21 protein-coding genes are annotated in these 22,477 nt (G+C 64.1%); 10 read left to right on the forward strand and 11 right to left on the reverse strand.

The annotated features are described in order from the left end of the window. Positions 1–133: 133 nt before the first annotated feature. The 3 genes from J0I79_RS08950 to J0I79_RS08960 form a co-directional block, all read right to left on the reverse strand. Positions 134–1,132 carry a GlxA family transcriptional regulator gene (locus J0I79_RS08950; RefSeq protein ID WP_292856656.1) on the reverse strand — a complete coding sequence of 333 codons (999 nt, stop codon included), beginning with the start codon at positions 1,130–1,132 and terminating at the stop codon, positions 134–136. Between the two features lie 28 nt (positions 1,133–1,160). Continuing rightward, the gene (gene folD / locus J0I79_RS08955) at positions 1,161–2,060 is read right to left on the reverse strand and encodes a bifunctional methylenetetrahydrofolate dehydrogenase/methenyltetrahydrofolate cyclohydrolase FolD (protein WP_292856593.1); all 900 of its coding nucleotides are present in this window, start codon (positions 2,058–2,060) and stop codon (positions 1,161–1,163) included. 184 nt (positions 2,061–2,244) lie between these two features. Continuing rightward, positions 2,245–4,803, reverse strand: coding sequence for a Wzz/FepE/Etk N-terminal domain-containing protein (locus tag J0I79_RS08960; RefSeq protein WP_292856595.1), 2,559 nt, complete (start codon positions 4,801–4,803; stop codon positions 2,245–2,247). 197 nt (positions 4,804–5,000) lie between these two features. Here J0I79_RS08960 and J0I79_RS08965 point away from each other — a divergent pair, with 197 nt between their 5' ends. After that, entirely contained in the window at positions 5,001–6,296 is a 1,296-nt protein-coding gene (locus J0I79_RS08965; protein ID WP_292856597.1) for a lipopolysaccharide biosynthesis protein, read from the forward strand. 6 nt (positions 6,297–6,302) lie between these two features. On the opposite strand, the gene J0I79_RS08970 is transcribed toward J0I79_RS08965, so the two are convergent. The 3 genes from J0I79_RS08970 to J0I79_RS08980 are packed head-to-tail and all read right to left on the reverse strand — an operon-like array spanning position 6,303 to position 9,204. Next, positions 6,303–7,232 carry a DUF6492 family protein gene (locus J0I79_RS08970; protein ID WP_292856599.1) on the reverse strand — a complete coding sequence of 310 codons (930 nt, stop codon included), beginning with the start codon at positions 7,230–7,232 and terminating at the stop codon, positions 6,303–6,305. Beyond that, positions 7,229–8,035 (reverse strand): WecB/TagA/CpsF family glycosyltransferase, encoded by an 807-nt coding sequence (locus J0I79_RS08975; protein ID WP_292856601.1) that lies wholly within the window; start codon positions 8,033–8,035, stop codon positions 7,229–7,231. Before J0I79_RS08975 ends, J0I79_RS08970 begins: the two co-directional genes overlap by 4 nt. Further along, positions 8,032–9,204, reverse strand: coding sequence for a glycosyltransferase family 4 protein (locus tag J0I79_RS08980; RefSeq protein WP_292856603.1), 1,173 nt, complete (start codon positions 9,202–9,204; stop codon positions 8,032–8,034). The genes J0I79_RS08975 and J0I79_RS08980 overlap by 4 nt, the downstream gene beginning before the upstream one ends. A gap of 175 nt (positions 9,205–9,379) precedes the next feature. Here J0I79_RS08980 and J0I79_RS08985 point away from each other — a divergent pair, with 175 nt between their 5' ends. The 3 genes from J0I79_RS08985 to proC are packed head-to-tail and all read left to right on the forward strand — an operon-like array spanning position 9,380 to position 12,551. After that, positions 9,380–10,378, forward strand: coding sequence for a glycosyltransferase (locus J0I79_RS08985; protein WP_292856605.1), 999 nt, complete (start codon positions 9,380–9,382; stop codon positions 10,376–10,378). Further along, the gene (locus J0I79_RS08990; protein WP_292856607.1) at positions 10,347–11,675 is read left to right on the forward strand and encodes an O-antigen ligase; all 1,329 of its coding nucleotides are present in this window, start codon (positions 10,347–10,349) and stop codon (positions 11,673–11,675) included. Before J0I79_RS08985 ends, J0I79_RS08990 begins: the two co-directional genes overlap by 32 nt. Positions 11,676–11,735: 60 nt before the next feature. Further along, a complete protein-coding gene (gene proC, locus J0I79_RS08995) occupies positions 11,736–12,551 on the forward strand; it encodes a pyrroline-5-carboxylate reductase (protein WP_292856609.1) in 816 nt (271 codons plus the stop codon). Positions 12,552–12,563: 12 nt separating this feature from the next. Here proC and J0I79_RS09000 read toward each other — a convergent pair whose 3' ends face one another. From J0I79_RS09000 to J0I79_RS09010, 3 genes are all read right to left on the reverse strand, one after another. Beyond that, positions 12,564–12,956: a type II toxin-antitoxin system VapC family toxin gene (locus J0I79_RS09000; RefSeq protein ID WP_292856611.1), complete on the reverse strand. Its 393-nt coding sequence runs from the start codon at positions 12,954–12,956 to the stop codon at positions 12,564–12,566. Then, a complete protein-coding gene (locus tag J0I79_RS09005; RefSeq protein ID WP_292856613.1) occupies positions 12,956–13,198 on the reverse strand; it encodes a type II toxin-antitoxin system VapB family antitoxin in 243 nt (80 codons plus the stop codon). The genes J0I79_RS09000 and J0I79_RS09005 overlap by 1 nt, the downstream gene beginning before the upstream one ends. Positions 13,199–13,263: 65 nt before the next feature. Continuing rightward, on the reverse strand, positions 13,264–14,577 hold the full coding sequence (locus J0I79_RS09010; protein WP_292856615.1) for an NAD(P)H-dependent oxidoreductase: 1,314 nt from the start codon (positions 14,575–14,577) through the stop codon (positions 13,264–13,266). Between the two features lie 343 nt (positions 14,578–14,920). Here J0I79_RS09010 and J0I79_RS09015 point away from each other — a divergent pair, with 343 nt between their 5' ends. From J0I79_RS09015 to J0I79_RS09025, 3 genes are all read left to right on the forward strand, one after another. Further along, positions 14,921–16,327 (forward strand): PTS transporter subunit IIC, encoded by a 1,407-nt coding sequence (locus J0I79_RS09015; RefSeq protein WP_292856617.1) that lies wholly within the window; start codon positions 14,921–14,923, stop codon positions 16,325–16,327. A 72-nt stretch (positions 16,328–16,399) separates the two neighbouring features. Then, a complete protein-coding gene (locus J0I79_RS09020; RefSeq protein WP_292856619.1) occupies positions 16,400–16,861 on the forward strand; it encodes a PTS sugar transporter subunit IIA in 462 nt (153 codons plus the stop codon). 20 nt (positions 16,862–16,881) lie between these two features. After that, positions 16,882–17,169 (forward strand): PTS sugar transporter subunit IIB, encoded by a 288-nt coding sequence (locus J0I79_RS09025; protein WP_137929567.1) that lies wholly within the window; start codon positions 16,882–16,884, stop codon positions 17,167–17,169. Positions 17,170–17,188: 19 nt separating this feature from the next. Here J0I79_RS09025 and J0I79_RS09030 read toward each other — a convergent pair whose 3' ends face one another. Continuing rightward, on the reverse strand, positions 17,189–18,583 hold the full coding sequence (locus tag J0I79_RS09030) for a multicopper oxidase family protein (protein ID WP_292856622.1): 1,395 nt from the start codon (positions 18,581–18,583) through the stop codon (positions 17,189–17,191). Between the two features lie 276 nt (positions 18,584–18,859). On the opposite strand from J0I79_RS09030, the gene J0I79_RS09035 reads away from it, so the two are divergent. Continuing rightward, positions 18,860–19,630: a glucose 1-dehydrogenase gene (locus J0I79_RS09035; RefSeq protein ID WP_292856624.1), complete on the forward strand. Its 771-nt coding sequence runs from the start codon at positions 18,860–18,862 to the stop codon at positions 19,628–19,630. 13 nt (positions 19,631–19,643) lie between these two features. After that, on the forward strand, positions 19,644–20,153 hold the full coding sequence (locus tag J0I79_RS09040) for an HD domain-containing protein (protein ID WP_292856626.1): 510 nt from the start codon (positions 19,644–19,646) through the stop codon (positions 20,151–20,153). Positions 20,154–20,213: 60 nt separating this feature from the next. Here the strand turns inward: J0I79_RS09040 and J0I79_RS09045 are convergent, their stop codons facing one another. Beyond that, entirely contained in the window at positions 20,214–21,032 is an 819-nt protein-coding gene (locus tag J0I79_RS09045; RefSeq protein ID WP_292856628.1) for an alpha/beta hydrolase, read from the reverse strand. A 189-nt stretch (positions 21,033–21,221) separates the two neighbouring features. Here J0I79_RS09045 and J0I79_RS09050 point away from each other — a divergent pair, with 189 nt between their 5' ends. Continuing rightward, the gene (locus J0I79_RS09050) at positions 21,222–22,475 is read left to right on the forward strand and encodes an ABC transporter substrate-binding protein (RefSeq protein WP_292856630.1); all 1,254 of its coding nucleotides are present in this window, start codon (positions 21,222–21,224) and stop codon (positions 22,473–22,475) included. Positions 22,476–22,477 lie beyond the last annotated feature (2 nt).

The following is a 22,477-nucleotide window of genomic DNA, read 5'->3' on the forward strand; positions in this document are numbered from 1 at the left end:
AGGCTGCGCTAGCATCGCCGTCGACAACAGAGCGATGCCAACCCGACGGCTAATGCCGGCGGTGAACATTGCTTGGCCTGTCGCTGTTTACAACCCAGCGAAAAAGGGGGGATGGGCTGCCTTCGAAGCCCCGTCAGTAGGTGGTGCGGCGCTCTTCCGACGGCGGGCGACCGAACTGCAGCCGGTAGCTCTGGGCAAAATAGGAGTGCGAGGTGAAGCCGGTCGCGATCGCCACGTCGAGGATCGGCATGTTGGTCTGGCGCAGCAATTCGCGCGCCCGCTCCAGCCGCAGCCGCATGTAGTAGCGGCCGGGCGTGACGTTGAGGTGGCGCAGGAACAGGCGCTCCACCTGGCGGACAGAGAGACCGGCCGACTTGGCAAGCTGCACCGCCGAGAGCGGCTCGTCGAGATGGTCGGCCATCAGTTCGACAATGCGCCTGAGCTTTTCCGACTTGCCGGTCAGGTCACGCTCAGGTCCGACGCGCTGCCGGTCTCCGGCCGAGCGGATGCGCTCGTGCTGGAACTGGTTGGCGACGCCATTGGCGAGGTTCGAGCCGAAGTCGCCACGCACGATCTCCAGCATGAGATCGATCGATGTGGTGCCGCCGGCGCAGGTGTAGCGCTTGCGATCGATCTCGAAGACATTGCCGGTGCAGTTGATATCGGGGAAACGCTCCATGAAACCGGCGCGGTTTTCCCAGTGGATGGTGCAGCGATAGCCATCGAGCTGGCCGGCCTCGGCCAGCAGGTAGGACCCGACCGACAGCGCGCCAAGCGCATTGCCGCGCCGGCCCCAGTTACGCAGCGCCGCCAGAACCTTGCTCTTGCCGGGGAATTCGGTGGTCAGACCAACCGATACGAACAGGATATCGACGGTTGGCAGGTCGGCGACGCTGTAGTCGATCTTGAGCGGCAGGCCGTTGGAGGCCATCACCGGGTCGCCATCGGCCGAAACGGTGGTCCAGCCATAGAAGTCCCGGCCGAGAAGACGATTCGCGGACCGGAACGTGTCGATCGCCGCGGCCAGCGAAAACATGGAAAACTTGTCGACCAGCAGGAAGGCAAACTGCCGGCCGCCCTGAACGGGATCATTGGTGACCGGCCGTTCCGGAGAAACAGAGGTGTTCGGCAAAGCTGCGGCTTTCAGGGTCAACCCGGGCTCAGAAGGAAGGCCGTTTCAACCCGGCCGCAAGGTAGGCCGAAGCTAACGTATTGGCCATCAGCATGGCAATGGTCATCGGCCCGACGCCGCCGGGCACCGGCGTGATGGCGCCTGCAGCCTTGGCGGCTTCGGCATAGGCGACGTCACCGACCAGGCGTGACTTGCCCTCGCCTTTCTCGGGCGCGGGAATGCGGTTGATGCCGACATCGATGACGGTGGCGCCCGGCTTGACCCAATCGCCCTTGATCATTTCCGGCCGGCCGACGGCGGCGACCAGGATGTCCGCCGTGCGCGCCAGTGCCGGCAGATCCTTGGTGCGGCTGTGGGCGATGGTGACGGTGCAGTTGGCGGCAAGCAAGAGGTTGGCCATCGGCTTGCCGACGATATTGGAGCGGCCGACAACGACCGCGTTGAGACCGGACAGGTACTTGCCGCGCACGCGCTCGATCAAAAGCATCGAGCCGGCCGGCGTGCAAGGCACGAAGGCGGTCTCGAGTTCACCGGTGCCGAGCTTGCCGACATTGATGAAATGGAAGCCGTCGACGTCCTTTTCCGGTGCGATGGCCTGGATGATCTTGCCGGCATCGATATGGGCGGGCAACGGAAGCTGCACCAGTAGGCCGTTGATCGCCGGATCGGCGTTGAGCTCGGCGATGATCTTCAGCAGGGCCTGCTCGGACGTCTCGGCCGGCAGCGTGTGCTGCAGCGAATGAAAGCCGCATTCCTTGGCGGTCCGCGACTTCGAGGCGACATAGACCTGGCTGGCGGGATCCTCGCCAACGATGACGACGGCCAGACCCGGCTTGGCCTTGCCCTTGGCGACCAGTTCTGATGTCAGCGACTTGACCGTCCGGACCACATCTTCGGCAACGCTTTTTCCGTCAATCACTTCGGCCATGGACCACCCTCAACACCGTTTTCGCTCTACGCCGCTGCCGGCAAAAACAATGCAGCGACACCGGCAACATGCTGCGCGGCATTGTCATGAAAATTCCAGCACGCAATCCCGTCAAAGCGCCGTCCCATGCCGTTTACGCGAAACCATGATGGTTTTGTTCGACCTCGACGGCGTATTTGATGGCTCAGAAGTAACGGCGTCGCGCGCGGCTCTCGGTGAGCTCGCGGACCGCTTCTCGAAACTCGCGCAGGCTGGCGCGAATCTCCTCGATCGGCGCCTGTTCGGCGCTTTCTTCGGTGTGGGGAGCGGGCTCCGCCACCGGTTGTGCAGGATAGGCCGGTGGCTGCGACGGAACTGGCGACGATGGATATGACAGATGCCCGGCATAGGGCGCCTGAGCATACGGATAAGCCGGCGCCGGTGGCGCCTGCCATGACTGCGTCTGGGGATATCCCGCCTGCTGTGGCTGGGAATAGGGCAGCGGAGCCGGATAAATCGGCTGCAGCGGCATCAAGGGCGACCGTGACGGCTGCCCGGTCGGTTCTTGATATCGGGCATCGAAGGCGGGCGGAAAAGGCGGGCGGGGATATTCCGGCACCTCAGGTCGAGGCGTGAAGCCGTATCCCTGCGGAAAATCGGACGCAGTGCCTGCATCCACCGGATGGGTGCTTGCGGCGAAGGCGCTGGAAATGTCGTCGTCCGGCTCGATCGACGGCCTGCGCCACAGCGCTTCGTACATTCGGGCCATCAGCCCGGCGAACCTTCCGGTTCGCTCGGCCGGGGCCGCTTCGGCTTCTACAGGCGATGGCGCAGGTGGCGAAGGCGGCACCGGCGCGACCGGCATTGGTGAAGCGGGCGGGGGCGGAGCAGGCGGAGGCGCGGCCCTGAATGCCTGGTCCTCGAGCGGCGCTTTGCGTTCGCGGCGCGAGCGCGATGTGGCGGTCTCGCGCAGGCTTTCATAGGCACCGCGCATGGCGCCGAGGCCAATTCCGGAGGCAAGGCCCAGGAGCAGGCCGGCAAGCGCCATGATCACCCGAGACGGACCCTTCGCCTCCAGCGGCGGGAAGGCCTTGGAGATCACGTTCATATTGGCGGTGTTGATGTCTTTCTGCTCGCCGGTCTCCTTGGCGCGCAGCAGGAACTGCTCGTAGACGGAACGCTTGGCCGCCGCCTCGCGCTCCAGTTCGCGCATCGACACCAGGTCTTTGTTGACGTCGCCGCTGCGGACCTTGAGCTGGGCCAGGCGTGAGGAGAGGTCCTGCTCGAGCTGGACCGCGCGCTTCAGGTCGACCTGGAGCGAGGAGGCGATGCAGCGCAGTTCACCGGCGATGCGCTCGCGCGCGCCGGCAATCTGCGCGTTGAGTGCCTGAAGCTCGGGATGACGCGGTCCTAGCCGGATGGCGGCGCGGTCCGCCTCCTGCTTGAGCGTCGCATATTGCGAGCGCAGATCGCTCATCGTGTTGGAGTTGATTTCCTCCGGCAAGGTGCCGGATAGAACCGAGTTGACGTCCAGCGACCGCGCCGAAGCCGCCCTTGCGTTGAGTTCCAATGTACGGGCACGCGCAACCGACAGCTGTTCGTTGAGCTTCAGCATCTCGTCGTCGCTGATCAGATGCCCCTGCGCGTCGACGAGATCGTGCGAAGCCCTGAAATCCTCGACCTTGCGTTCGGCCGCCTCGACGCCCTTGCGCAGTTCGTCGAGCCTTGCCGTCAGTTCGTCGTTCGCCCGGCCGGCCGTATCGGACTGGATCTGGCCGAAGGTCTGAAGGAAGACATCGGTCATCGTGTTGGCGATGAGGGCCGATTTCTCGCCGTTCTGCGTGGTCGCGCTGACGGTGATGACGAAAGTCTTGCCGCCGCGCTCGACCGACAGGCTTTCAGCCAGATTACCGACCGCCAGCGCGCGCCGGCGAACCTCGTCGGCGCTGCCCGCGCCATCCTGGCGCGACAGGATCGAGCGGATGAACGACCTGATGCCAAGTCCTCCAGTGCCCTGGCCGTTGAATTCGGGATCATTGGTCAGGTTGAGCTTGTCGACGACCTTGTTGAGGACGGTCCCCGACGTCAGCACCCGGACCTGGTTTTCGACAATGGCGAGCGTCGCGTCGGAGGCGACGACGTTCTGGGTGAGGTCGCGGTCGGTGAGCTTGAGGTCGCGCGGGTCGACGATCAGTTCGGCGGTGGCTTCATATTTCTTCGGGGTCGACAACGCGATGGCAATGCCGAGCCCGGCACCGATCAGCGTCGTGGTGATGATGAGCAGCTTCGACCTGGCGACACCGCGCACCACCTGCATCGGATCGATCAATGGCTTCCACTGCTGATCATCGCCGCGATCGGAGACAGATGGTCTTGGCTCGCTATCCCTGTGCGATGCGGACGTTTCGCGGGAGCCGGCGCTGACGGAGACTTCTTCCCGAGCAACGCTTTCACGCCGCGCGACCGGGGGTGGATCGTCGATATCGGCGTGCGCCTGCTCGCGCCAGGCATCCTGCCGCGAGGCTGATTCCGGCTCGCCGCCCGGCGACATCGGTTCTGTCCCGATCGCCGACGCCGGGTTCGCCCGCGCCTCGCGCATGGAGCGAGCCTGGCGGTGGCGCGCGGCGGCATCCTCGCGCCATGACGGGTCTGCCCTGTCCCCTATCGAGACGAGCGATGGCTCATCCTCACCGCGCATGGCCTGGCCGAGCGCCAGCAAGGAACGCTCGCGCCTCCAGTCCTCACGGTTTTCCCTGTCGACCATTGTCTTGGAGCTTCACTCTGGGCCGCTAGGCAGCGGCGGTCGGCCATTTGTTAAGCCAAGCTAAACAGGCATAGGAAACAAAAGGTTAATTTTGGCGGCGGGCGCGTAAGCTTTTCATAACCGCAAAAGCCGGTATTTCCGCCGCTTCGAGGGCCAGAACGGCACGTTAAGCTTTCACGCCTAAGGCTTGCCGGCACATGAGCGAGGCTCGCGGCATACCGCAAAGGCGGACTTTCGCCCGGATCGGCACTTTCGTGGTCGAGCGACGGGGGCTGGTCCGTGACTATTTTTCAGCAATCAGCGGCGCCGGCGGCCGGCTCGTCTTTTCGCTCGCCTATTTCATCGCTCTCGCCAACACGCTGTCCATCGCCGAATTCGGCATGTTCGCCACCGCCTCGGCGGCGGGCGTGATGCTGTCGCGGATCCTCGCCTTCGGCTTCATCTCCGCGCTCTACCGAACCGCCACCATCCGGCCCAACCTGATCGGGACCTTCACCGCCGGTTTCCTGCTGCTCGGCGTCGTCTCGCTGCCATTCCTGGCGGCTGCCTCCTACGCGGTCTACCTCATCTTCTTCGCCAGCACCGTGCCATTGCCGGTTTTCGCCGCGATCGTCTTTGCCGAGGCGCTGCTCTGGCGGCCGGTGGAGGTGGCGCTGATCGTCAACAACGGCCTCGGCAAATTCGGCCGGGCGGCACTTCTCGCCATATTGGCGACCGCGTTGCGGGCCGTCGGCGCGGGGCTGTTCATGTTCTCTGCGCAACACAGCGTCGCGGTCTGGTCATGGTACTATATCGGCGCCAACGCAGCCTCGCTGCTCCTTGCCTTCGGCTGGTTCTATCCACGCCAGCGGCTGCGGCTGCGCACCGAGCTTTACCTGCGGCGGCTCGCCGATTCCCTCTATGTCGCGGGCGCCGAGGTGCTGTTCTACCTGCAAATGGAGTTCGACAAGCTCCTGGTGCTTGCCATCGGCGGACCGCATTTGGCCGGCATCTATGCGATCATCATGCGGCTGGTCGACCTGACCGCCATCCCGATCCGCGCCTTCTCCATGATGCTGGTGCAACGCATGATGCGAGCGCCGGAACTTCTCTCGCGGCTGGCGGTCAAGACCGGCATCGAAGGCGGTGTGTTCGCGGTGTCGACACTGGCCCTCATGACGCTGGGCGTGGTGCTGCATTTCTTTCCCAACGCGCTCGGCAAGAATGTCTCTGAGGCCGCCCCCCTCGTTGCACTGGCGATCTGCGTGCCGGGGCTGCGCAACCTCGTCGAATACCAGGCCGAGCTGCTTTTCGCGCGCGGTCAGACGCTGGTTAGGGCGCTCAATCTCGGCCTGCTCGCCGGGCTGAAGGCGCTGCTGCTGACCTATGTGCTGACCACGATTTCCGACACCTCGACGCTGGTGCTGTCGCTCAACATCGTCTTCCTGCTGCTCTATCTCGCGTCCATGCTGCTCACCTACTCGGCGCTGCGCCGGCCTGCAAAGGCGATCTGACCGGGATCAGGCGCGATCGAGCCCGATCAGGCGGCGGATGCGGCCGATGTCGGTGCCGATGAAGGATTGCATGCCGATCGCCACCTGTTCGGGCGCCATGCCGGCGACGAAGCGGCGGAATTCGTCATCGGACAGCGCCTCGCCCGTCCAGTGGACGCGGCAGAATTCCTCCGCGCCGTGGAAGTGCCCAGCCCCTTCGAGGATATCGTCGACATAGCGGCCGTAGATCATGCATTCGGAGAACTGGCGCGCCCGGCCGATCACCTCGACCCAGTCGCGGCCATGTACCGCCTCGATCCGTCCGCACATGGCCAGCACCGTGTCCCGACGCCAGGCAATCAGCGTCGAGATATAATCGTGGACCGATCCCATGGACGGCTCGATGCCCAGCGCCGCGCCGGCGTTGCGCGACCAGACGCGGTGCTCGTCGTGACCGTCATCGGCAAGCACGCCATCGCGGCGGAACAGCCTCGTCCTGCCGTCGCGCCAGAAGGCACCGCAGTCGAATGGCTTCACGAAGGCTACGTCGGAATCGCAGAACACCAGCACGTCTTCCCCGGCATGCGCCGCGATGGCGATGCGGCGCAGCTGCTGCACGTGCCAGCCGCGCAATGGTTGTGTCTTGAGGCTGAGCCAGACGCGCCGGCGAAACAGGCTGAGCGGATCGTCGACGGCGCGCAGCCAGCGCGGCAGCAGGTCGCGCTCATCGACGACGGTGCGACGGCTGGTCTCCAGCTGGCGGAAAAGCGCGACATCGCGATGTTCGACAAGGATGTAGTGGTGGGCGGCGCCTGAAACATGCCGGTCGAGCGTTTCGCACAACAGGTGGCAGCGCTCGAAATCCGGTGCGTAGCTGGCCGTCACCACAGCCGCCGCCGGCGTGCGCGGCAACAGGCTCGAACCGGCAAGAGGCTCTGGAACGAACCGCTTGTTCAACGGAACTCTCCCGGTGCGTTTCCAACAGTCTCGCGATCGCCCGACCATTTCTGCTTGACGACCCGCCACAGAAACATCGGATTGCCTACCACGTAGCGGCGCCAGAGCCGGCCCGGTTCGACCGCCAGCCGGAATAGCCATTCCAGGCGCAGGCGGCGCATCCACAGCGGCGCGCGCGGCACCGAGCCGCTGAGGAAATCGAGCAGTGCGCCGACCGCGACCGGCAAGGTGCAGTGGCGCTCATCGATATGGCGCGCGATCCACAGCTCCTGACGCGGCACGCCCATGGCGACCAGCAGCATGTCGGGCCGCAACGCAGCGATCCGGCCGATGATCTCCGGCTCCTGTTCGGCCGAGAAATAGCCGTCGTGAATGACGACGAAATTGTGCTGCACGGCAAGGGCGGCCAGCTGGACCGACGCCGCCTCGGCATTGACGCGGGTTGCGCCGAGAAGGCCGACAGTCAGCGGCCTGTTCGAGGCCTGCAGGAAGGCCGGCACGAAATCGGTGCCGTTGAGATTGTCGGGAAACGGCGCGCCGTAGAGAAGCTTGGCGGCGAGATCGACGCCGATGCCGTCCGGCAGGATGAGGAAGTCGTCAAGCGCCTCGGCGAAGACCGGATCGGTGTAGGCGATGTTTGCATTGTGCGCGTTAAGGAAACTCACCTTGGTGAAGCGTTTCTCGGCGATCAGCCGGTTCAGCAGGGCGATCGCGTCGTTCCAGCGGATGGCGAGCACCGGGATGCCCAGGATCGCCTTGAAGCTGTCGAATCCGAACGCGGCGCGGGCTGTGTGCATGTTCATGCAAACACCTCCTGCCTGACCGCCGCGAGCTTTTCGAGGCCGAGCCGGATGGCGGCATCGAGCGCCTTTACCTGCCGGCGACGGAACGCGCCGCCATCGACGTCATGAATGTCGGCGGCGGCCGCCTCGAGCGCCCTGGCGAAGGCGACCGGATCGTCGGTGACCACGCAATTGGCGGGGCGATGATCTATCCCGCGCAAGGAATGGCTGGTGGCCACCGAAGGCAGGCCGAGCTCGAAGGTCTCGATGGTCTTCAGCTGCACGCCGCTGCCTGCGGTGCTTATCAGCGGGATGACGGCGGCACCGCGAACGAAGGCCCCCGCATCTGGAACACGGCCGACGAACTCGACACCGGGATGCGTGGAGGTGACACCGGAAGGCATGTGGCCGGCGATGCGGATGCGGAAACCCGGACGCAGATGCGGCACCACCTTGCCCAGGAACCAGTCGAGGCCGATGCGGTTCGGCTGCCAGGTCCAGGTGCCGATCAGTGCAGCGTCGCAATCGATCAGGCGCGGACCCTTGGAGATTGGCGCCACGGCGCCGGTCACCAGCGGCAGCACCACCGACCGCGCATCGGAGGCAACACCGAGCGCCGCACGATCTTCCTCGGCCAGTGTGAAGACGAAGCGAGCGCGCCGACATAGACGCTCTTCGACGATCTTGAGCAGCCTTGCCTCGCGGCGGAACAAGAAGCGCTGGAAGAGGCTGCCGGCGGCGGCCGCATTCTCCCGGGCCGAGAGATGCTCGACATTATGGGCCACAAAAATCGACGGGCGGTCCTCGAAAAGCTTTTCGAAGGCGCCGGCGAACTGCACGGAATTCAGGACATACCCATCGAACGGTCCGGCCTGTTTGATCGCGGCCTCAACGGCTTGATCGGACACCACGCGCAACTTGACCGACGCGAAAGTAAGGCCCGAAAGCATTGCCTTGCCGGCCCAGGCGAGCTTTTGCAGCGGCGAGGCACTTTCGGTGCGCACGTCGATCTCGCCCAGCACGATGGTGTTTTGCGGATCGGCGGCAACTTTCCCGGGCCAGGTGAAGCCGATGACCGTGACGCGCGCGCCGGCACGCCGCAAGGCGGCGATGATGGCCGCGTTGGCGATCTCGTAGCCCGAGGCGAGAGCGCCATCGGGCACGATCGATGTGGCGAACAGCAGATGCATCTCACCTAATCCAGTGGTGTAGCCGGTAGCAAAGCGCGGTGAACCCTTGATTAAACGAGCACGGTCAACGGCCGAAAGCCCATGCCTGGCAGGCTTCTCCGTGCAAGGTGATTAACGAAACCTTATCACCGTGATGCTACCAGAACTCCAACTTACCATGTGGCTGGACACCCGGATGATCCCCTTGCCATCGGACGGTTTGGTATCGATCGCGGGACGATCTCCGCGGCTGGACGTGGAGACCGTCGAGGCGGTCGTCACCTTGCCGACCTTCAAGCGGCCCGAACAGGTGCTGGAAACGCTGGCGTCCTTGCGCGCGCAGCGGACTGGCAGGCGCTTTGCCGTCATCGTCATGGAAAACGAAGCCGAGGCGCGCGAGGGCGCCGGCGCGGCGCTGCCGCTGTTCGAGCGCGGCGAGATGCAGGGCATGGTCATCATCGCGCATGAGCGCGGCAATTGCAGCGCCTACAATGCCGGCTGGCAGACGGCGATCCTGCACTTCCCGAACTTCCGGCATCTGCTGGTCATCGATGACGACGAGATCGCCGATCCTGACTGGCTGGAACGCATGTGCATGGCCGCCGAGACGCTCGAAGCCGATATCGTCGGCGGCCCGCAAGTGCCTGTCTTTGCCGACGTCACCCAAGCGAAATGGGCCGACCATCCTGTCTTCGCACCGCCCTACCGGCAGACGGGGCGCGTGCCGGCGCTCTATTCCTCCGGCAATCTTCTGGTCGGGCACAACGTGCTCACCGCAATGGGGCCGCCCTTCCTCGATCTCAGGTTCAACTTCATGGGCGGTGGCGATTCCGACTTTCTCAGCCGGTCGGCGCAGCGTGGCTTCGTGCTTGGCTGGTGCGCCGAGGCCATAGTGCGTGAAGCCGTGCCGGCCCGGCGCGTCGAAGCCGACTGGATCCGCGCCCGGTCCTTGCGCAACGGCGTCATCTCGACCCTGGTCGAGAAGAAGAAGCGCGCCGGCACGCCGCTGGCCGGCGCCAAGGTGTTCGCCAAGAGCCTGGCGCTGCTCGCCGCATCGCCGTTTCGCGGGCTGATGCGGCTGGCGCGGACAGGATCGCCGGCGATCGCCATCTATCCCGTCCATGTCGCGCTTGGCCGGGTGCTGGCCGAATTCGGATATGCCAATGAGCAATACCGCCAGCCTGAGAAAAACTGAGCGCGCTCCGCTCAGCGCCGCGTTCACGCGTGACGGCGTGGCGACGGCGATCGCGGCGCTGCTGTTCACCGTCATCATGGTGTCCTTCCGTCCGTTCCAGCCGGCCGGTGCGGAGCTCACCGGCGAAGGCGGCGACATCGTCAACCAGCTCGGCTTCGGCTCACTCGGCGCCATTTCGATCTTCTCGCTGATGGCCTTCGCCGATCCGCGCGTCGTGCGCTCGCTGCTCAGCCCGTCCTGGATGCTGATGCTGGGCTTCTTCTTCCTGTCGGTGGTGCTGGCGACCGATCCGCCGTCGGCCATGCGCGCCGCGTCCTTCACCATGATCGGCATCCTGACCATGGCGACGATCCTGGCGCTGCCGCGCGATGCCGAATCCTTCTCGAAAGTCATCATCTTCACCGCGGTCGTGGTGATGGGCCTGTCCTATGTCGGCCTGATCGTCTTTCCGCACGAAGCCCTGCACACGGCCGACTCGCAGGAACCCGAACATGCCGGCCTGTGGCGCGGCGTGTTCACCCACAAGAACATCGCCCGCCCGATCATGGCCTGCTTCAGCTTCGCCGGCCTCTATCTCTTCCGGCGCGGGCAGCGCTGGTGGGGCGTGGGGATCTTCTGCGCGGCGATGATCTTCATGCTGCACACAGGCTCCAAGACCACTGCCGGCCTGGTGCCGTTCTCGATCCTGATCGTGATGTTCCCGAGCCTGATGGGCATGCGGCTCGGCACACCGATCCTGTTCGCGCTGGCAATCATCGCCACGGCGGTCGGCACGCTGGGCATCGTCTTCCTGCCGCCGGTCAAGCATCTGGCGGCGATCTATTTTCCTGACATGACCTACACAGGGCGAACGACACTATGGGAGTTCGCCGGCTCGATGCTGGCGAAGAAGCCATGGACAGGCTACGGCTATGAGAGCTTCTGGGGCACGCCGCTGCTGCTCAACCAGGATCAGCCCTTCGATCGGCCCTGGGACATCCGGACGATCGTGCACGGCCATGACGGCTATCTCGACATCGCCGTGCTGATGGGCATTCCCGCGCTTTGCGTGGCGGTCTACACTTTCCTCATCGCGCCCTTGCGCGACTACATGCGCATTCCGCTGCGCAGGGAAAACATCTTCCTCGGCGACTTCTTCATGATGGTGGTGCTGTTCACCGCGCTCAACGCCTTCCTGGAAAGCTTCTTCTTCCATCGTGGCGACCCGGTGTGGCTGTTCTTCGTGCTCGGCGTTCTAGGCCTGAGACAGGTGTCGCTGCGGCCGATCGCGGTGCGCGCGCCCATCCGCCAATCCTGAGAGGGCTTCCCCACCGATCCGCCAGCGTCTATGTCAGAGCCTTTCCTCGGAGGGCTCTCAATGACGATCAGGCTTGTTCTCGCCGGCTGCGGCAATATGGGTTACGCCATGCTCTCGGGCTGGCTGAAATCCGGCAAACTCGCGCCATCGGCGGTCTTCGTGGTCGAGCCCAATGCCGATCTGCGCAACCGCGCGGCGGCGCTGGGCTGCGCGACGGCGGCGGAAGCGGGAGCGATCCCGGCCGATGCCGTTCCCGGCCTCGTTTTCATCGCGGTGAAACCCCAGGTCATCCGCGACGTCACCGCCGCCTACAAGCGCTTCGGCGATGGCCGCACGACCTTCGTCAGCATCGCCGCCGGTACGCCCGCCGCCACCTTCGAGGAAATTCTTGGCAACCGCGCACCCGTCGTGCGCTGCATGCCCAATACGCCGGCGGCTATCGGCAAGGGCATGATGGTGGTGTTTTCCAACAGGCTTGTCTCCGACGATACCAAGCGTTTCGTCGCCGACCTTTTGTCGGCCAGCGGCGAAGTCGCCACCATCGACGACGAGAGCCTGATGGATGCGGTGACCGCCGTGTCGGGATCAGGCCCCGCCTACATCTTCCATTTCATCGAGGCGCTGACCGTGGCCGCCGAGAAGGCAGGATTGCCAAAGGCCACCGCCAGACTGCTCGCCATGCAGACGGTCTATGGCGCCGCTTCGCTCGCCGCCGAGAGCGGGGAAGACCCAGGCGTGCTGCGCCAGCAGGTGACCAGCCCGAACGGAACGACGGCGGCGGCGCTTGGCGTGCTGATGGGCGAGGAGCGGCTGACCAATCTGCTGACACAGGCCGTGGAAGCGGCCCGGCTGCGGTCGATCGAACTGGGGAAATAGAGAGAAACCCCGCTAAGCGAGATCCGTGTGCGAAAAGTCGTTGCCTTTGTAGAGCAAGACTGAGCCATGGTTCTTTGCGCAGGCATAGGACAGGCAATCGGCAAGGTTGAGCTGCGCGGGATGCCCACGTCCCTTTCCGTAGTCTGAAAACGCCCGGATCGCGAGTTTGGCGTCGCTGCCGTCGATCGGGACGATCTCGATTTCGGCCTCGCGCAAAAACGCCTCTATCGCCGATTCCACGACAACCGGCTCGACGGCAAGCATGGTGGAGAGCCGCATCGTTGCTTCGAGCACAACCAACGCGGACGTAATCTTGTGTGGTGCTGTCTGGATGCGGTTGCTCCATTCGCCGGCATCACCTTCTTCCGAAAGAATTGCCACAACGACAGAGGTGTCGACGAACATCAGGAATGTCCCCACATGTCGTCGATCTCATCCTTGCCAACAGATCGGCCGCCCTGGCCGGCTTTGGCCTTTAAATCACCGGCGATGGCAGCGAGCCGCTCTGCCAGAGGAACGCGTCCGCTCTCTCGCTTCAGTTCGGATTCAAGCGCTTCGATAACCGCCTCGGTCATGGAAATCTTGCGCTTGGCGGCGAGCCGTCGTGCCAATTCGCGCGCACGCGGGTCCCTGATCTGGAGGTTCATTGGCCACTCCTCGGCGACATTGTCACTACAATATAGTCCCTTTGTCATGACAACGCCACCAAGGCCTACTTTGCATACAGCATCTCGTCCTGCAGCCGGCGCAGTGCAAACAGCCTCGTGGTCGGGTCCGGCGCGGCATTGTCGGCGGTCAGCAATTCGCCTTTCCTGACCGGGTTCAGCACCTTGCCGCCCTCGAGCAGACCGACCGGCACGGCGCGCTGGGCGCGGGCGTCGCCGACGGTCATGGTCCAGGAGCGGTAGCAGGTCTCGCCGATCGCATCGAAGGTCTCGCCGGCGGCGAGATCGCGCTTGGCCACGGCGCAGACTTCGGCAACGGGGCGCGGCAGCGGCACCATGTCGGGCATGCCGGACAGCATGATGCGGGCGGCCGTCAACGGCACTTCCAGCGACGTCAGGTGATAGGGCCGGAACAGGCTGTAGTAAGGACCGTGGCCGATATGCAGATCGTCCATGCGTTCGATGATGCGCGGATGCGTGGCCTCGACGATGACGAAGACACCGGGCGCGACGCCCTTGCCGATGGTGTAGTCGACGACGCCCTTCTTCAACAGCAGCCCGCCGTCCGCGCGTGGGATCAGCACCTTCGCCAGGTCGTCGCGATCGGCCTTCGGGCCATGCATGCCCGGAACGTCGGGCACCAGGCCGGTGGCATTGGCGATAGCGCACATCTCGACCATGGTCTTGGAGCCGTCGACGAACTCGACCAGCATGCGCGGGTTCATGTTGCGGCGGATGGCTTCCTCGCGATAGTCGTCGGGCACGGCATCGCGATTGAGCGGGTTGTTCTTGCCCTTGCCGGCCGAGACGATGGTCAGCCCGAGTGCGGATGCGAACTCGATCAGTTCCATGCAGCTCGACGGCTCGTCGCCGGCGCCGACCGAATAGACGACGCCAAGCCGGTCGGCCTGCTGCTTGAGGTAGCAGCCGATGGTGACATCGGCCTCGACATTCATCATCACCAGATGCTTGCCATGCTCCATGGCCTTCAGATCGAAGTCGGCGGCGACACCCGGTTTTCCCGTGGCGTCGATGACGACGTCGATCAGCGGATTGGTGACCAGCATCTCGTTGGAGGTAATGGCTATCTTTCCGGCCTCGATCGCGCCGGTGACTTTCGAGGCGCTGTCGGCTTCAACCGCCATCGCCTCGTCGCCATAGGCGATGCGGATGGCGTCACGTGCGGTGTGCGGGCGCCGTGTCGACACGGCGCAGACCGAGATGCCGGGCATCAGCATACCCTGCGTGACGAGATCGGTGCCCATCTCGCCGGAGCCGATGACACCGATGCGCACCGGGCGCCCCTCGGCGGCGCGGCTGGCAAGATCGCGGGCAAGCCCGGTCAGGGCGACATTGGTCATGCGGGGATGTCCACAGCTTCTTGATTTGCGGCCGAATTAGCAGGGAGCGGCCGCCTGTACCAACGAAACCGCGCGACTGCGATGATTTCCAACGAAAATTGCCTGAAAAACAGGCTTCGCCCCAGGCATTTGGCCCAAAGAGTTGCCAATTGACATTGCCGTGAACAGCCTCAATAAAACATTCGTTTGTCAACAAAGGCAAATGTTCACCGGGGTGACGGAATCGGCGGGCATGCATAGCTGGCAAATTGGGGACTGCCTTTGCACCGAGGTGGCCGCAAAGGCCTTGGATTGAGATCATGGAGTATCGCGAGCCGCGGGCTCGGGCTCCGGGGGAGGAACAATGGATACTATTCTCGCTGGCCTGAAAGGGGCCATCGACACGCTCGGCGCGACAGTCCTGCTGCCGATTGTCATTTTCATCATTGCCGTGGTTCTGGGCGCCAAGGTCAGCAAGGCGTTTCGCGCCGCGGTGACCATCGGCGTCGCCTTCATCGGTATCAATCTCGTGCTTGGCCTGATGTTCACGTCGATCGGCGACGTGGCCAAGGCGATCGTCACCAACACCGGCATCCACCGCGACATCATCGATGTCGGCTGGCCGTCGGCTGCCGCGATCGCCTTCGGTTCGTCGGTCGGACTATGGGTCATCCCGGTCGGTATCCTGGTCAACATCGTGCTGCTCCTGACGCGCATGACGCGCACGCTCAATGTCGACGTGTGGAATTTCTGGCACTTCGCCTTCGTCGGCTCGCTCGTCGTGGCTGCCACCGACAATCTGGCCTACGGCATCGCCATCGCGGCCCTGGTGGCGGCGCTGTCGCTGCTCTTCGCCGACTGGTCGGCACGCGCGGTGCAGCAGTTCTACGGCGTGCCCGGCATCTCGGTGCCGCACCTGGCCTCAGCGCAGATCCTGCCGATCGCCATCATCCTCAACTGGATCATGGACCGCATTCCCGGCATCAACCGCATCAACATCAACACCGAAACCATCGAGCGCCGCTTCGGCGTGTTCGGTGAGCCTGTCGTGCTCGGCCTCATCATCGGCCTCGTGCTCGGCGCGATCGCCTTCTACAATGCCGGCGATCTCGGCGTGGTGCTGGCCAAGGTGCTCGGCACCGGCATGACGCTGGCTGCCGTCATGCTGCTCCTGCCGCGCATGGTGAAGATCCTGATGGAAGGCCTGCTTCCGGTCTCCGACGCCGCCCAGGAATTCGTGCGCAAGCGCACCGGCGACCGCGAGCTTCTCGTCGGCCTCGATTCGGCGATCCTGATCGGCCATCCCGCCGCGATCTCGTCGTCGCTGATCCTGGTGCCGATCGCGATCGTGCTGTCGGTCATCCTGCCCGGCAACCGCGTGATCCTGTTCGCCGACCTGGCGGTCATTCCCTTCATCGTCGCCATGACCGCGCCGCTGGTGAAGGGCAACGTCTTCCGCATGGTGGTGATCGGCACGGTGACGCTGGCCATCGGCTTCTACGTCGCCAATGCGCTGGCGCCGCTGTTCACCAGCGCCGCTGTCGCGTCGGGCTTCAAACTGCCGGCGGATGCGCTGCAGATCACCTCGGTGGTCGACGGCTTCCTGTGGGTTCCCTATGTGATCATCGAAGCGATCCAGGGGCTCGGGCTCGCCGGCATCATCGTCATCGCGGTGGTGATCGCCGTCCTGTTCGTTCTCTACCGCCGCAACACGCTCGGCTGGGAGCGGGCGGCGGGCGCTGAGGATGAACCCGCGGAAGGCACTGCCTGAAGCGCATCGCGCCTTTAATTCGAATTGATCGTGCGCCCTCCGGGGCGCACGATTTTTATAACGGAGTAGAATATGTCTGACGGCCTCATGCAGCTTCTGGATCCGGAAGCGATCGTGCTCGGATCCGACGCCTCGACCAATGAGGAGATCATCCGCATTCTGGCCGGTCGGCTGGAAAAGCTTGGCTATGTCAGGAGCACCTACGCAGACGCCGTCGTGCGCCGCGAAATGACCATTCCGACGGGATTGCCGCTGGAGCGCGCCGACAATGTCGCGGTGCCGCACACGGATCCAGAACATGTGCTGAAGCCGGGCATCGCGATGGGCACGCTGGTCAAACCGGTGACCTTCGCCAACATGGAAGACCCCGACGAGAAGCTGCCGGTCGGCTTCGTCTTCCTGCTTGCCATCAACGACAAGGACAAGCAGATTGAAGCGCTGCAGTCCGTCATGGCCACCATCCAGAATCCGGATGCGTTGGACGGCCTTAGATCGGCGAGGACGCTCGACGACGTGCGCGCCGTGCTCGGCTGACAATCAGGGAGAAGCAAGACATGTCCAGACAGAAAACAATTCTCTTTGCCTGCGGCACGGGCGTCGCCACGTCGACGGCCGTCAATGTCGCCGTCACCGAGGCGATGAAGAAGCGCGGCCTCACCTTCAACGCGCAGCAGGCCAAGGCGACCGAGGTGCCGGGGCTGGCCGACAGCGTCGACTTCATCGTCGCCACCACGCCGATCTCGGCTTCGGTGACCAAGCCGGTCATCAAGGGCCTCGCTTTCCTTACCGGCATCGGCAAGGACAAGGTGCTCGACGAGATCGAGGCGCAGCTTCGCAAATAGATCGCCGGCGGCGCGGTCCTCACACCACCCTGACGTAGCTCGTCATGCCCGATTTCTGGTGCTCGATGATGTGGCAGTGCAGCAGCCAGTCGCCGGGATTGTCGGCGACGAAGCCGAGGCTGACCTTTTCGTTGGCCTGGATGAGATAAGTGTCGGAAATCAGCGGCTGAACCTGCCGCGTCGAGGACGACAGCACCTTGAAGCTCATGCCGTGCAGATGGATCGGGTGCGATTGCGGCGTCAGGTTCTCCATGTCGATGACATAGCTCTTGCCGAGCTTCAGCTCGGCCAGCGGCGCGGTCGGATCCGGCGTATCGCCGGGCCACGGCACCTTGTTGATCGCCCAGAAACTGTAGCCTAGCGAGCCGCAGATGCCGTCGCTCGGGACGTTTTCCGCCGTGGCGCTGAGCGCCAGCGAAATATGCTGGGCGGTGGAGAGATCGACTTCGGCCACCGGATTGGCCTCCAGCGGCGCCACATCGCGAATGTCCCGCTTCAGCGAACCGCCGACTGACCGCAGTGTCGCGAGCACCTTTGGCTTGGTGCCCCTGACATCGCGCAGGCTGACCACCGCGCCCTCCTCGTCGGGCATGCGGATGGCGAGTTCCATGCGCTGGCCCGGTCCCAGCAGAAGCGCATCGGGCGAGAAGCGTTCGGGCACCGGATTGCCATCGAGCGCAATAACGGTCGCGTTGGCACCCTCGACCAGAAAGGCATAGATGCGGGTGACATCCGTGATGGCGACGCGCAGACGCACCAGCCCGCCGGCCGGCGCGTCATATCGCGGCTGGTCGAGCCAGTTGGCGGTGCGCACCGTGCCGTAGGTGCCGGTTCTCGCGGCGTCGCGCGGCCGGAACTGCTCGATGAACTGGGCATCGTCGCCCAGCCGCCAGTCGCGCAGATTGAGAACCACCTCGGCATCGAATTTCTGATCCGCAGGGTTTTCGACCACGATCACGCCGGTCAGCCCGTGGCCCATCTGCTCCAGCGTGTTGCAATGCGGATGGTACCAGAAGGTGCCGGCGTCGGGCGGCGTGAAGGCATAGTCGAAATGGTCGCCGGTGTAGACATAGGGCTGCACCAGAAACGGCACGCCATCCATCTTGTTCGGCAGGCGAATACCATGCCAGTGGATGGTCGTGGGATCGTCGATGGCGTTAACAAGGCGTGCCGCGAAGGGCTCGCCCTTTCTCATCCTGAGCACGGGCGGCATTCCGGCGCTGCCATAAGTCAGCACATTGCTTGTCTGGCCGCCATCCATCAGCGCGGCCTGGATCTTCGCGGTCTGCAGAATCACCGGATCGGGACTCGCGGCGGCCCAACCGCCGAACCGGCCGACGGCCGCGTACGCGACGCTGCCCGCACCAGCGATCGCCGCCGTCTTCAAGAGCCCGCGGCGTGTGAGAAAGGTCATTCAGCGCTCCAACTGGAAGGACGATTGCCGGAAATCCATCATTGCCTTGGATCACGAACCGGCCGCCCGCACAAATGCCTATACGGGCTTACCGCATCTCAGTGCAATCGCGCCAGCAGCGCCTGTGCCTAGACAAGGGCGGCCCCGGCGCATCAAGTGTTTCGATCGGGAACTGGATCGAGATGCCGCTGGTTTTAACACGGCGACCAGTTACTCTGCGCCAGGAGGTCGCCGGGCGCGCTTTGGCTCGGCCTGAGCATTTCAGGGGGGATTGCCATGACGGACTTCACGCCAAAATTCGATCTGGCCGGCAAGGTGGTGCTGGTGACCGGCGCCTCGCGCGGCATTGGCCGGGCCTGCGCGCTTGCCTGTGCAGGCTCCGGCGCCGACATGATCGTGGGTGTGCGCAACAGGACCGATGGCGCCGACCTTGTCGGCGAGATCGAAAGGATCGGCCGGCGGGCGCTGGCCGTCGAGATGGACGCGACCGATCTCGACACCGTTCGCAAAGGCGTCGCTGACGCCCATGCCGTCTTCGGTCGCATCGACGTCCTGGTCAACAATGTCGGGCTCGGACCGGAAAACCTGGCGGAGAATGTGACGGAGGAGGATTTCGACCTAACCGTGAACGTCAACCTCAAGGGCACGTTCTTCACCACGCAGGCGGTGGGCAGGCTGATGATCGCGCAGAAGGGCGGGCGCATCATCAACATCTCCTCCCAGGCCGGCACCGTGACGCTGAAGGGCGAGGCGATCTACTGCATGACCAAGGCGGGGATCAACCACCTGACCCGTTGCCTGGCAGCGGAATGGGCGCAGCACAGGATCGCCGTCAACAGCGTTGCGCCGACCTTCATCTGGACGGACGGCACGCGGCCTTCGCTCGCCGAGCCGGATTTCCACGCCCATGTGCTGGGTCACATTCCGCTCGGCCGCATCGGCGACCCGATCGACGTGGCGGGAACCGTGGTGTTCCTGGCCTCGCCTGCGGCCTCGCTGATCACCGGGGCCAACATACTGGTCGATGGCGGCTGGTCGGTGGCGTAGGAGGGAGGTCCTGATGGCTGATTTGGAGGACCGCGCTCGCGCTTTCGCCACGCGGGCGCACGCGTCGATCGACCAGCGGCGGAAATACACGAATGAACCCTATATCGTGCACCCCGTCGCGGTCGCTGAGATCGTGCGTGGCGTCCCGCACAGCGCAGAAATGATCGCCGCCGCCTATCTGCACGACGTGGTGGAGGACACGCCGACAACGCTCGGCCAGATCGAGGAAGAGTTCGGTCGTGACGTCGCCGAGCTGGTCGGATGGCTCACGGATGTTTCCGTGCCGACCGACGGCAACCGCGCGGCACGCAAGGCGAAAGACCTGGCCCACACGGCAGCCGCACCGGCACAGGCCAAGACCATCAAGCTTGCCGATCTCATCGACAACACGAGCACCATCGAACGCTACGATCCCAACTTCTGGCGCGTCTATCGAGCCGAAAAGATCCGCCTGCTCGACGTGCTGAAGGAAGGCGATGCCACGCTCTGGAAGCGTGCCGCCGAAAAATGTTCCATGCCGTAGAGGGGCGGCGCGCAGCGCTGAAGGCGAGCTGCGACACCGCGGCTCGCCGCCGGGATCGACCTATCCTTCGTCGACGCTTGCCAGGAAGCGGGCGAAGATCGGGTTGAACCGATCCGGCGAATCCCAGAAAGGCGCATGGCCCGAATTGTCGAGAAGATGGGCCTTGCCTTCCCAGAGGTTGGAGAATTTCACGGCGGAGACGAAATCCGTGTTGACGAACGGCTCGTCGATGCCGTTGAGGACGGCGATCGGCGGCGTCTTGCCAGCGACGATCTCGCGCTGGTTGCGGCCGGTGCCGGCGGCGAATTTCTCGAACATCAGACGCCGTGCGCGCCCATCGGTACGGGCCACCGTCTCGAGCAGGAACGGCTCGAACGGCTCGCCGCAGGTGCTGCGCGCATAGGCCTCGACATCGGCGGCGCTGAAGGTTTCCTGTCCGGCAAGATGCATGTGCGGGCTCGGCTTGAAGCCGTTGCCGACCTCTTCAGGCGCGACGGGCGGGGTGCCCGTGATCATCAGGGCCAGAAGGCCGGGATAGCGGTCGATCATCTCCAGGCCGATATGGCCGCCGAGCGACCAGCCGAAGACGATCGCCTTGCCGACGCCGAGCAGCCTCAGCACTTCGGTCATCGCATCGGCGTAGCCTTCCATGCTGTAGGAGCGGTCCGGATCGATGGCATCGCCGGATGCGCCATGCCCAGGCAGGTCGGGTGCGATGAGCCGGTAGCGGTCGGCCAGAGAGCTTTCGAGCTGGTTGCGGAAAACCGCGCCTGAGGACGAATTGCCGTGGATCAAGAGCACGGCGGTGCCTTTGCCGCCAGTGTCGCGAACGGCGATCGTACCGTGGCTGGTTTCAAGGGTCTTCTGCGCGATCGTCATGGTCCCTCCGTCTGGAATTGCCTTGTTTCAGTGCAGTTGCGCAACAAAGCGCCACCGCTTTTATACCTTTGCGGGAACCGGCCTCCCGGTTAGGTTGCATTGAAAAATCCTTTTCAAATAAGAACAATTATGCGTAGATTGTCAATTATCCAACTCCCGATGAACGGGAGGAAAACAGGGAACCGCACGATGAAATCCAAATCCGCCGCGACCAGAATCCGCCATATGCTTATGAGCACCGCACTGATCGGCGCATTCGCCACGGCTAGCGCGCCCGCCTTCGCCGATGTCGTCAAGATCGGCCTTCTGGCGCCGATCACCGGGCCCGCCGCTGCCGACGGCCAGGAATTCCAGCGCGGCGTGCAGATGGCGATCGACGAGGCGAACGCCGCCGGCGGCGTTGCCGGCAACACGTTCGAACTGGTGGTCGGCGACGTCAAGGATCAGTCCGCGGGCAACGTCACCAGCGCGGTCGAGCGCCTGCTCGGCGACCCCGGCGTGCAGTTCATGCTGACCGGCTATGCCAGCCTGACCAATTTCGAGATCGACAACATGGCCGAGGCCGAGATGCCCTACATGCTGGCGGCGACATCGCAGCAGACCAAGGACATCATCGCGCCGAACCCCGAAAAATACATGTGCTGCTGGTCGCTGACGCCGTCCTTCGACGCCTACAACACCGACGTCACCCTGTTCGTCGAAAAGCTCGAGGCGGAAGGCAAGATCAAGCTGCCGACCAAGAAGGTCGCCATCATCTCCTCCGACAACGCCTATTCCAAGACCATCTCGGAAGGCATGAAGAAGACCTTCAAGGAGAAGGGCTGGACCATCACCGTCGACGAGATCGTGCCGTTCGGCGAAGTGACCGACTGGCGGCCGATCCTGGCCAAGGTGCGCGGAGATGTGCCCGATGTCGTCATCAACACCGACTACCTGCCGGGCAATTCGGCGTCCTTCCTGAACCAGTTCCTGGAACAGCCGACCAAAAGCCTCGTCTTCCTGCAATACGCACCGAGCGTGCCGGAATTCATCGAGCTGACCGGCAAGAAGTCGGACGGCGTCATCTACAATCTGCTAGGCGGCGCGCTGACCACGCCGAAGAACCCGCGCGCCGACGAGGTGGCGGCCAAGTTCAAGGCCAAGTACGGCGTCGAGAGCGGCACTTACGGCGTCGGCCTCTATGAAATGACCAATGTCTATTTCGACGCGGTCAAGAAGGTCGGCGGCGCATCGGACCACGCGGCGATCATGAAGGCGCTGTCGGAGACCGACAAGCAGGTTGCCGAAGGCAGGCTGAAGTTCGATCCCGCCACGCACCTCGCCACGCAGGGCGACGACTACATCCCGATCACCTTCTTCCAGATCTGGGACGGCAAGCGGACGCTGATATCGCCGGACAAATATGCCACCGGCGCCTTCAAGCTCCAGCCCTGGATGCAGTGAGG

Origin of the sequence: Mesorhizobium sp. (genome assembly GCF_017306585.1) — a bacterium.
Classification (GTDB): Bacteria; Pseudomonadota; Alphaproteobacteria; order Rhizobiales; family Rhizobiaceae; genus Mesorhizobium.

Coding starts and splice junctions, on each gene's coding strand:
- J0I79_RS09030 (WP_292856622.1), bottom strand. CDS start 18,583: ATGACCTTTCTCACACGCCGCGGGCTCTTGAAGACGGCGGCGATCGCT.
- J0I79_RS09045 (WP_292856628.1), bottom strand. CDS start 21,032: ATGACGATCGCGCAGAAGACCCTTGAAACCAGCCACGGTACGATCGCC.
- J0I79_RS09010 (WP_292856615.1), bottom strand. CDS start 14,577: ATGACCAATGTCGCCCTGACCGGGCTTGCCCGCGATCTTGCCAGCCGC.
- J0I79_RS09025 (WP_137929567.1), top strand. CDS start 16,882: ATGTCCAGACAGAAAACAATTCTCTTTGCCTGCGGCACGGGCGTCGCC.
- J0I79_RS09035 (WP_292856624.1), top strand. CDS start 18,860: ATGACGGACTTCACGCCAAAATTCGATCTGGCCGGCAAGGTGGTGCTG.
- J0I79_RS09000 (WP_292856611.1), bottom strand. CDS start 12,956: ATGTTCGTCGACACCTCTGTCGTTGTGGCAATTCTTTCGGAAGAAGGT.
- J0I79_RS09050 (WP_292856630.1), top strand. CDS start 21,222: ATGAAATCCAAATCCGCCGCGACCAGAATCCGCCATATGCTTATGAGC.
- J0I79_RS08985 (WP_292856605.1), top strand. CDS start 9,380: ATGATCCCCTTGCCATCGGACGGTTTGGTATCGATCGCGGGACGATCT.
- J0I79_RS08980 (WP_292856603.1), bottom strand. CDS start 9,204: ATGCATCTGCTGTTCGCCACATCGATCGTGCCCGATGGCGCTCTCGCC.
- J0I79_RS09020 (WP_292856619.1), top strand. CDS start 16,400: ATGTCTGACGGCCTCATGCAGCTTCTGGATCCGGAAGCGATCGTGCTC.
- folD (WP_292856593.1), bottom strand. CDS start 2,060: ATGGCCGAAGTGATTGACGGAAAAAGCGTTGCCGAAGATGTGGTCCGG.
- J0I79_RS08975 (WP_292856601.1), bottom strand. CDS start 8,035: ATGAACATGCACACAGCCCGCGCCGCGTTCGGATTCGACAGCTTCAAG.
- J0I79_RS09040 (WP_292856626.1), top strand. CDS start 19,644: ATGGCTGATTTGGAGGACCGCGCTCGCGCTTTCGCCACGCGGGCGCAC.
- J0I79_RS09005 (WP_292856613.1), bottom strand. CDS start 13,198: ATGAACCTCCAGATCAGGGACCCGCGTGCGCGCGAATTGGCACGACGG.
- J0I79_RS08990 (WP_292856607.1), top strand. CDS start 10,347: ATGAGCAATACCGCCAGCCTGAGAAAAACTGAGCGCGCTCCGCTCAGC.
- J0I79_RS08960 (WP_292856595.1), bottom strand. CDS start 4,803: ATGGTCGACAGGGAAAACCGTGAGGACTGGAGGCGCGAGCGTTCCTTG.
- J0I79_RS08965 (WP_292856597.1), top strand. CDS start 5,001: ATGAGCGAGGCTCGCGGCATACCGCAAAGGCGGACTTTCGCCCGGATC.
- proC (WP_292856609.1), top strand. CDS start 11,736: ATGACGATCAGGCTTGTTCTCGCCGGCTGCGGCAATATGGGTTACGCC.
- J0I79_RS09015 (WP_292856617.1), top strand. CDS start 14,921: ATGGATACTATTCTCGCTGGCCTGAAAGGGGCCATCGACACGCTCGGC.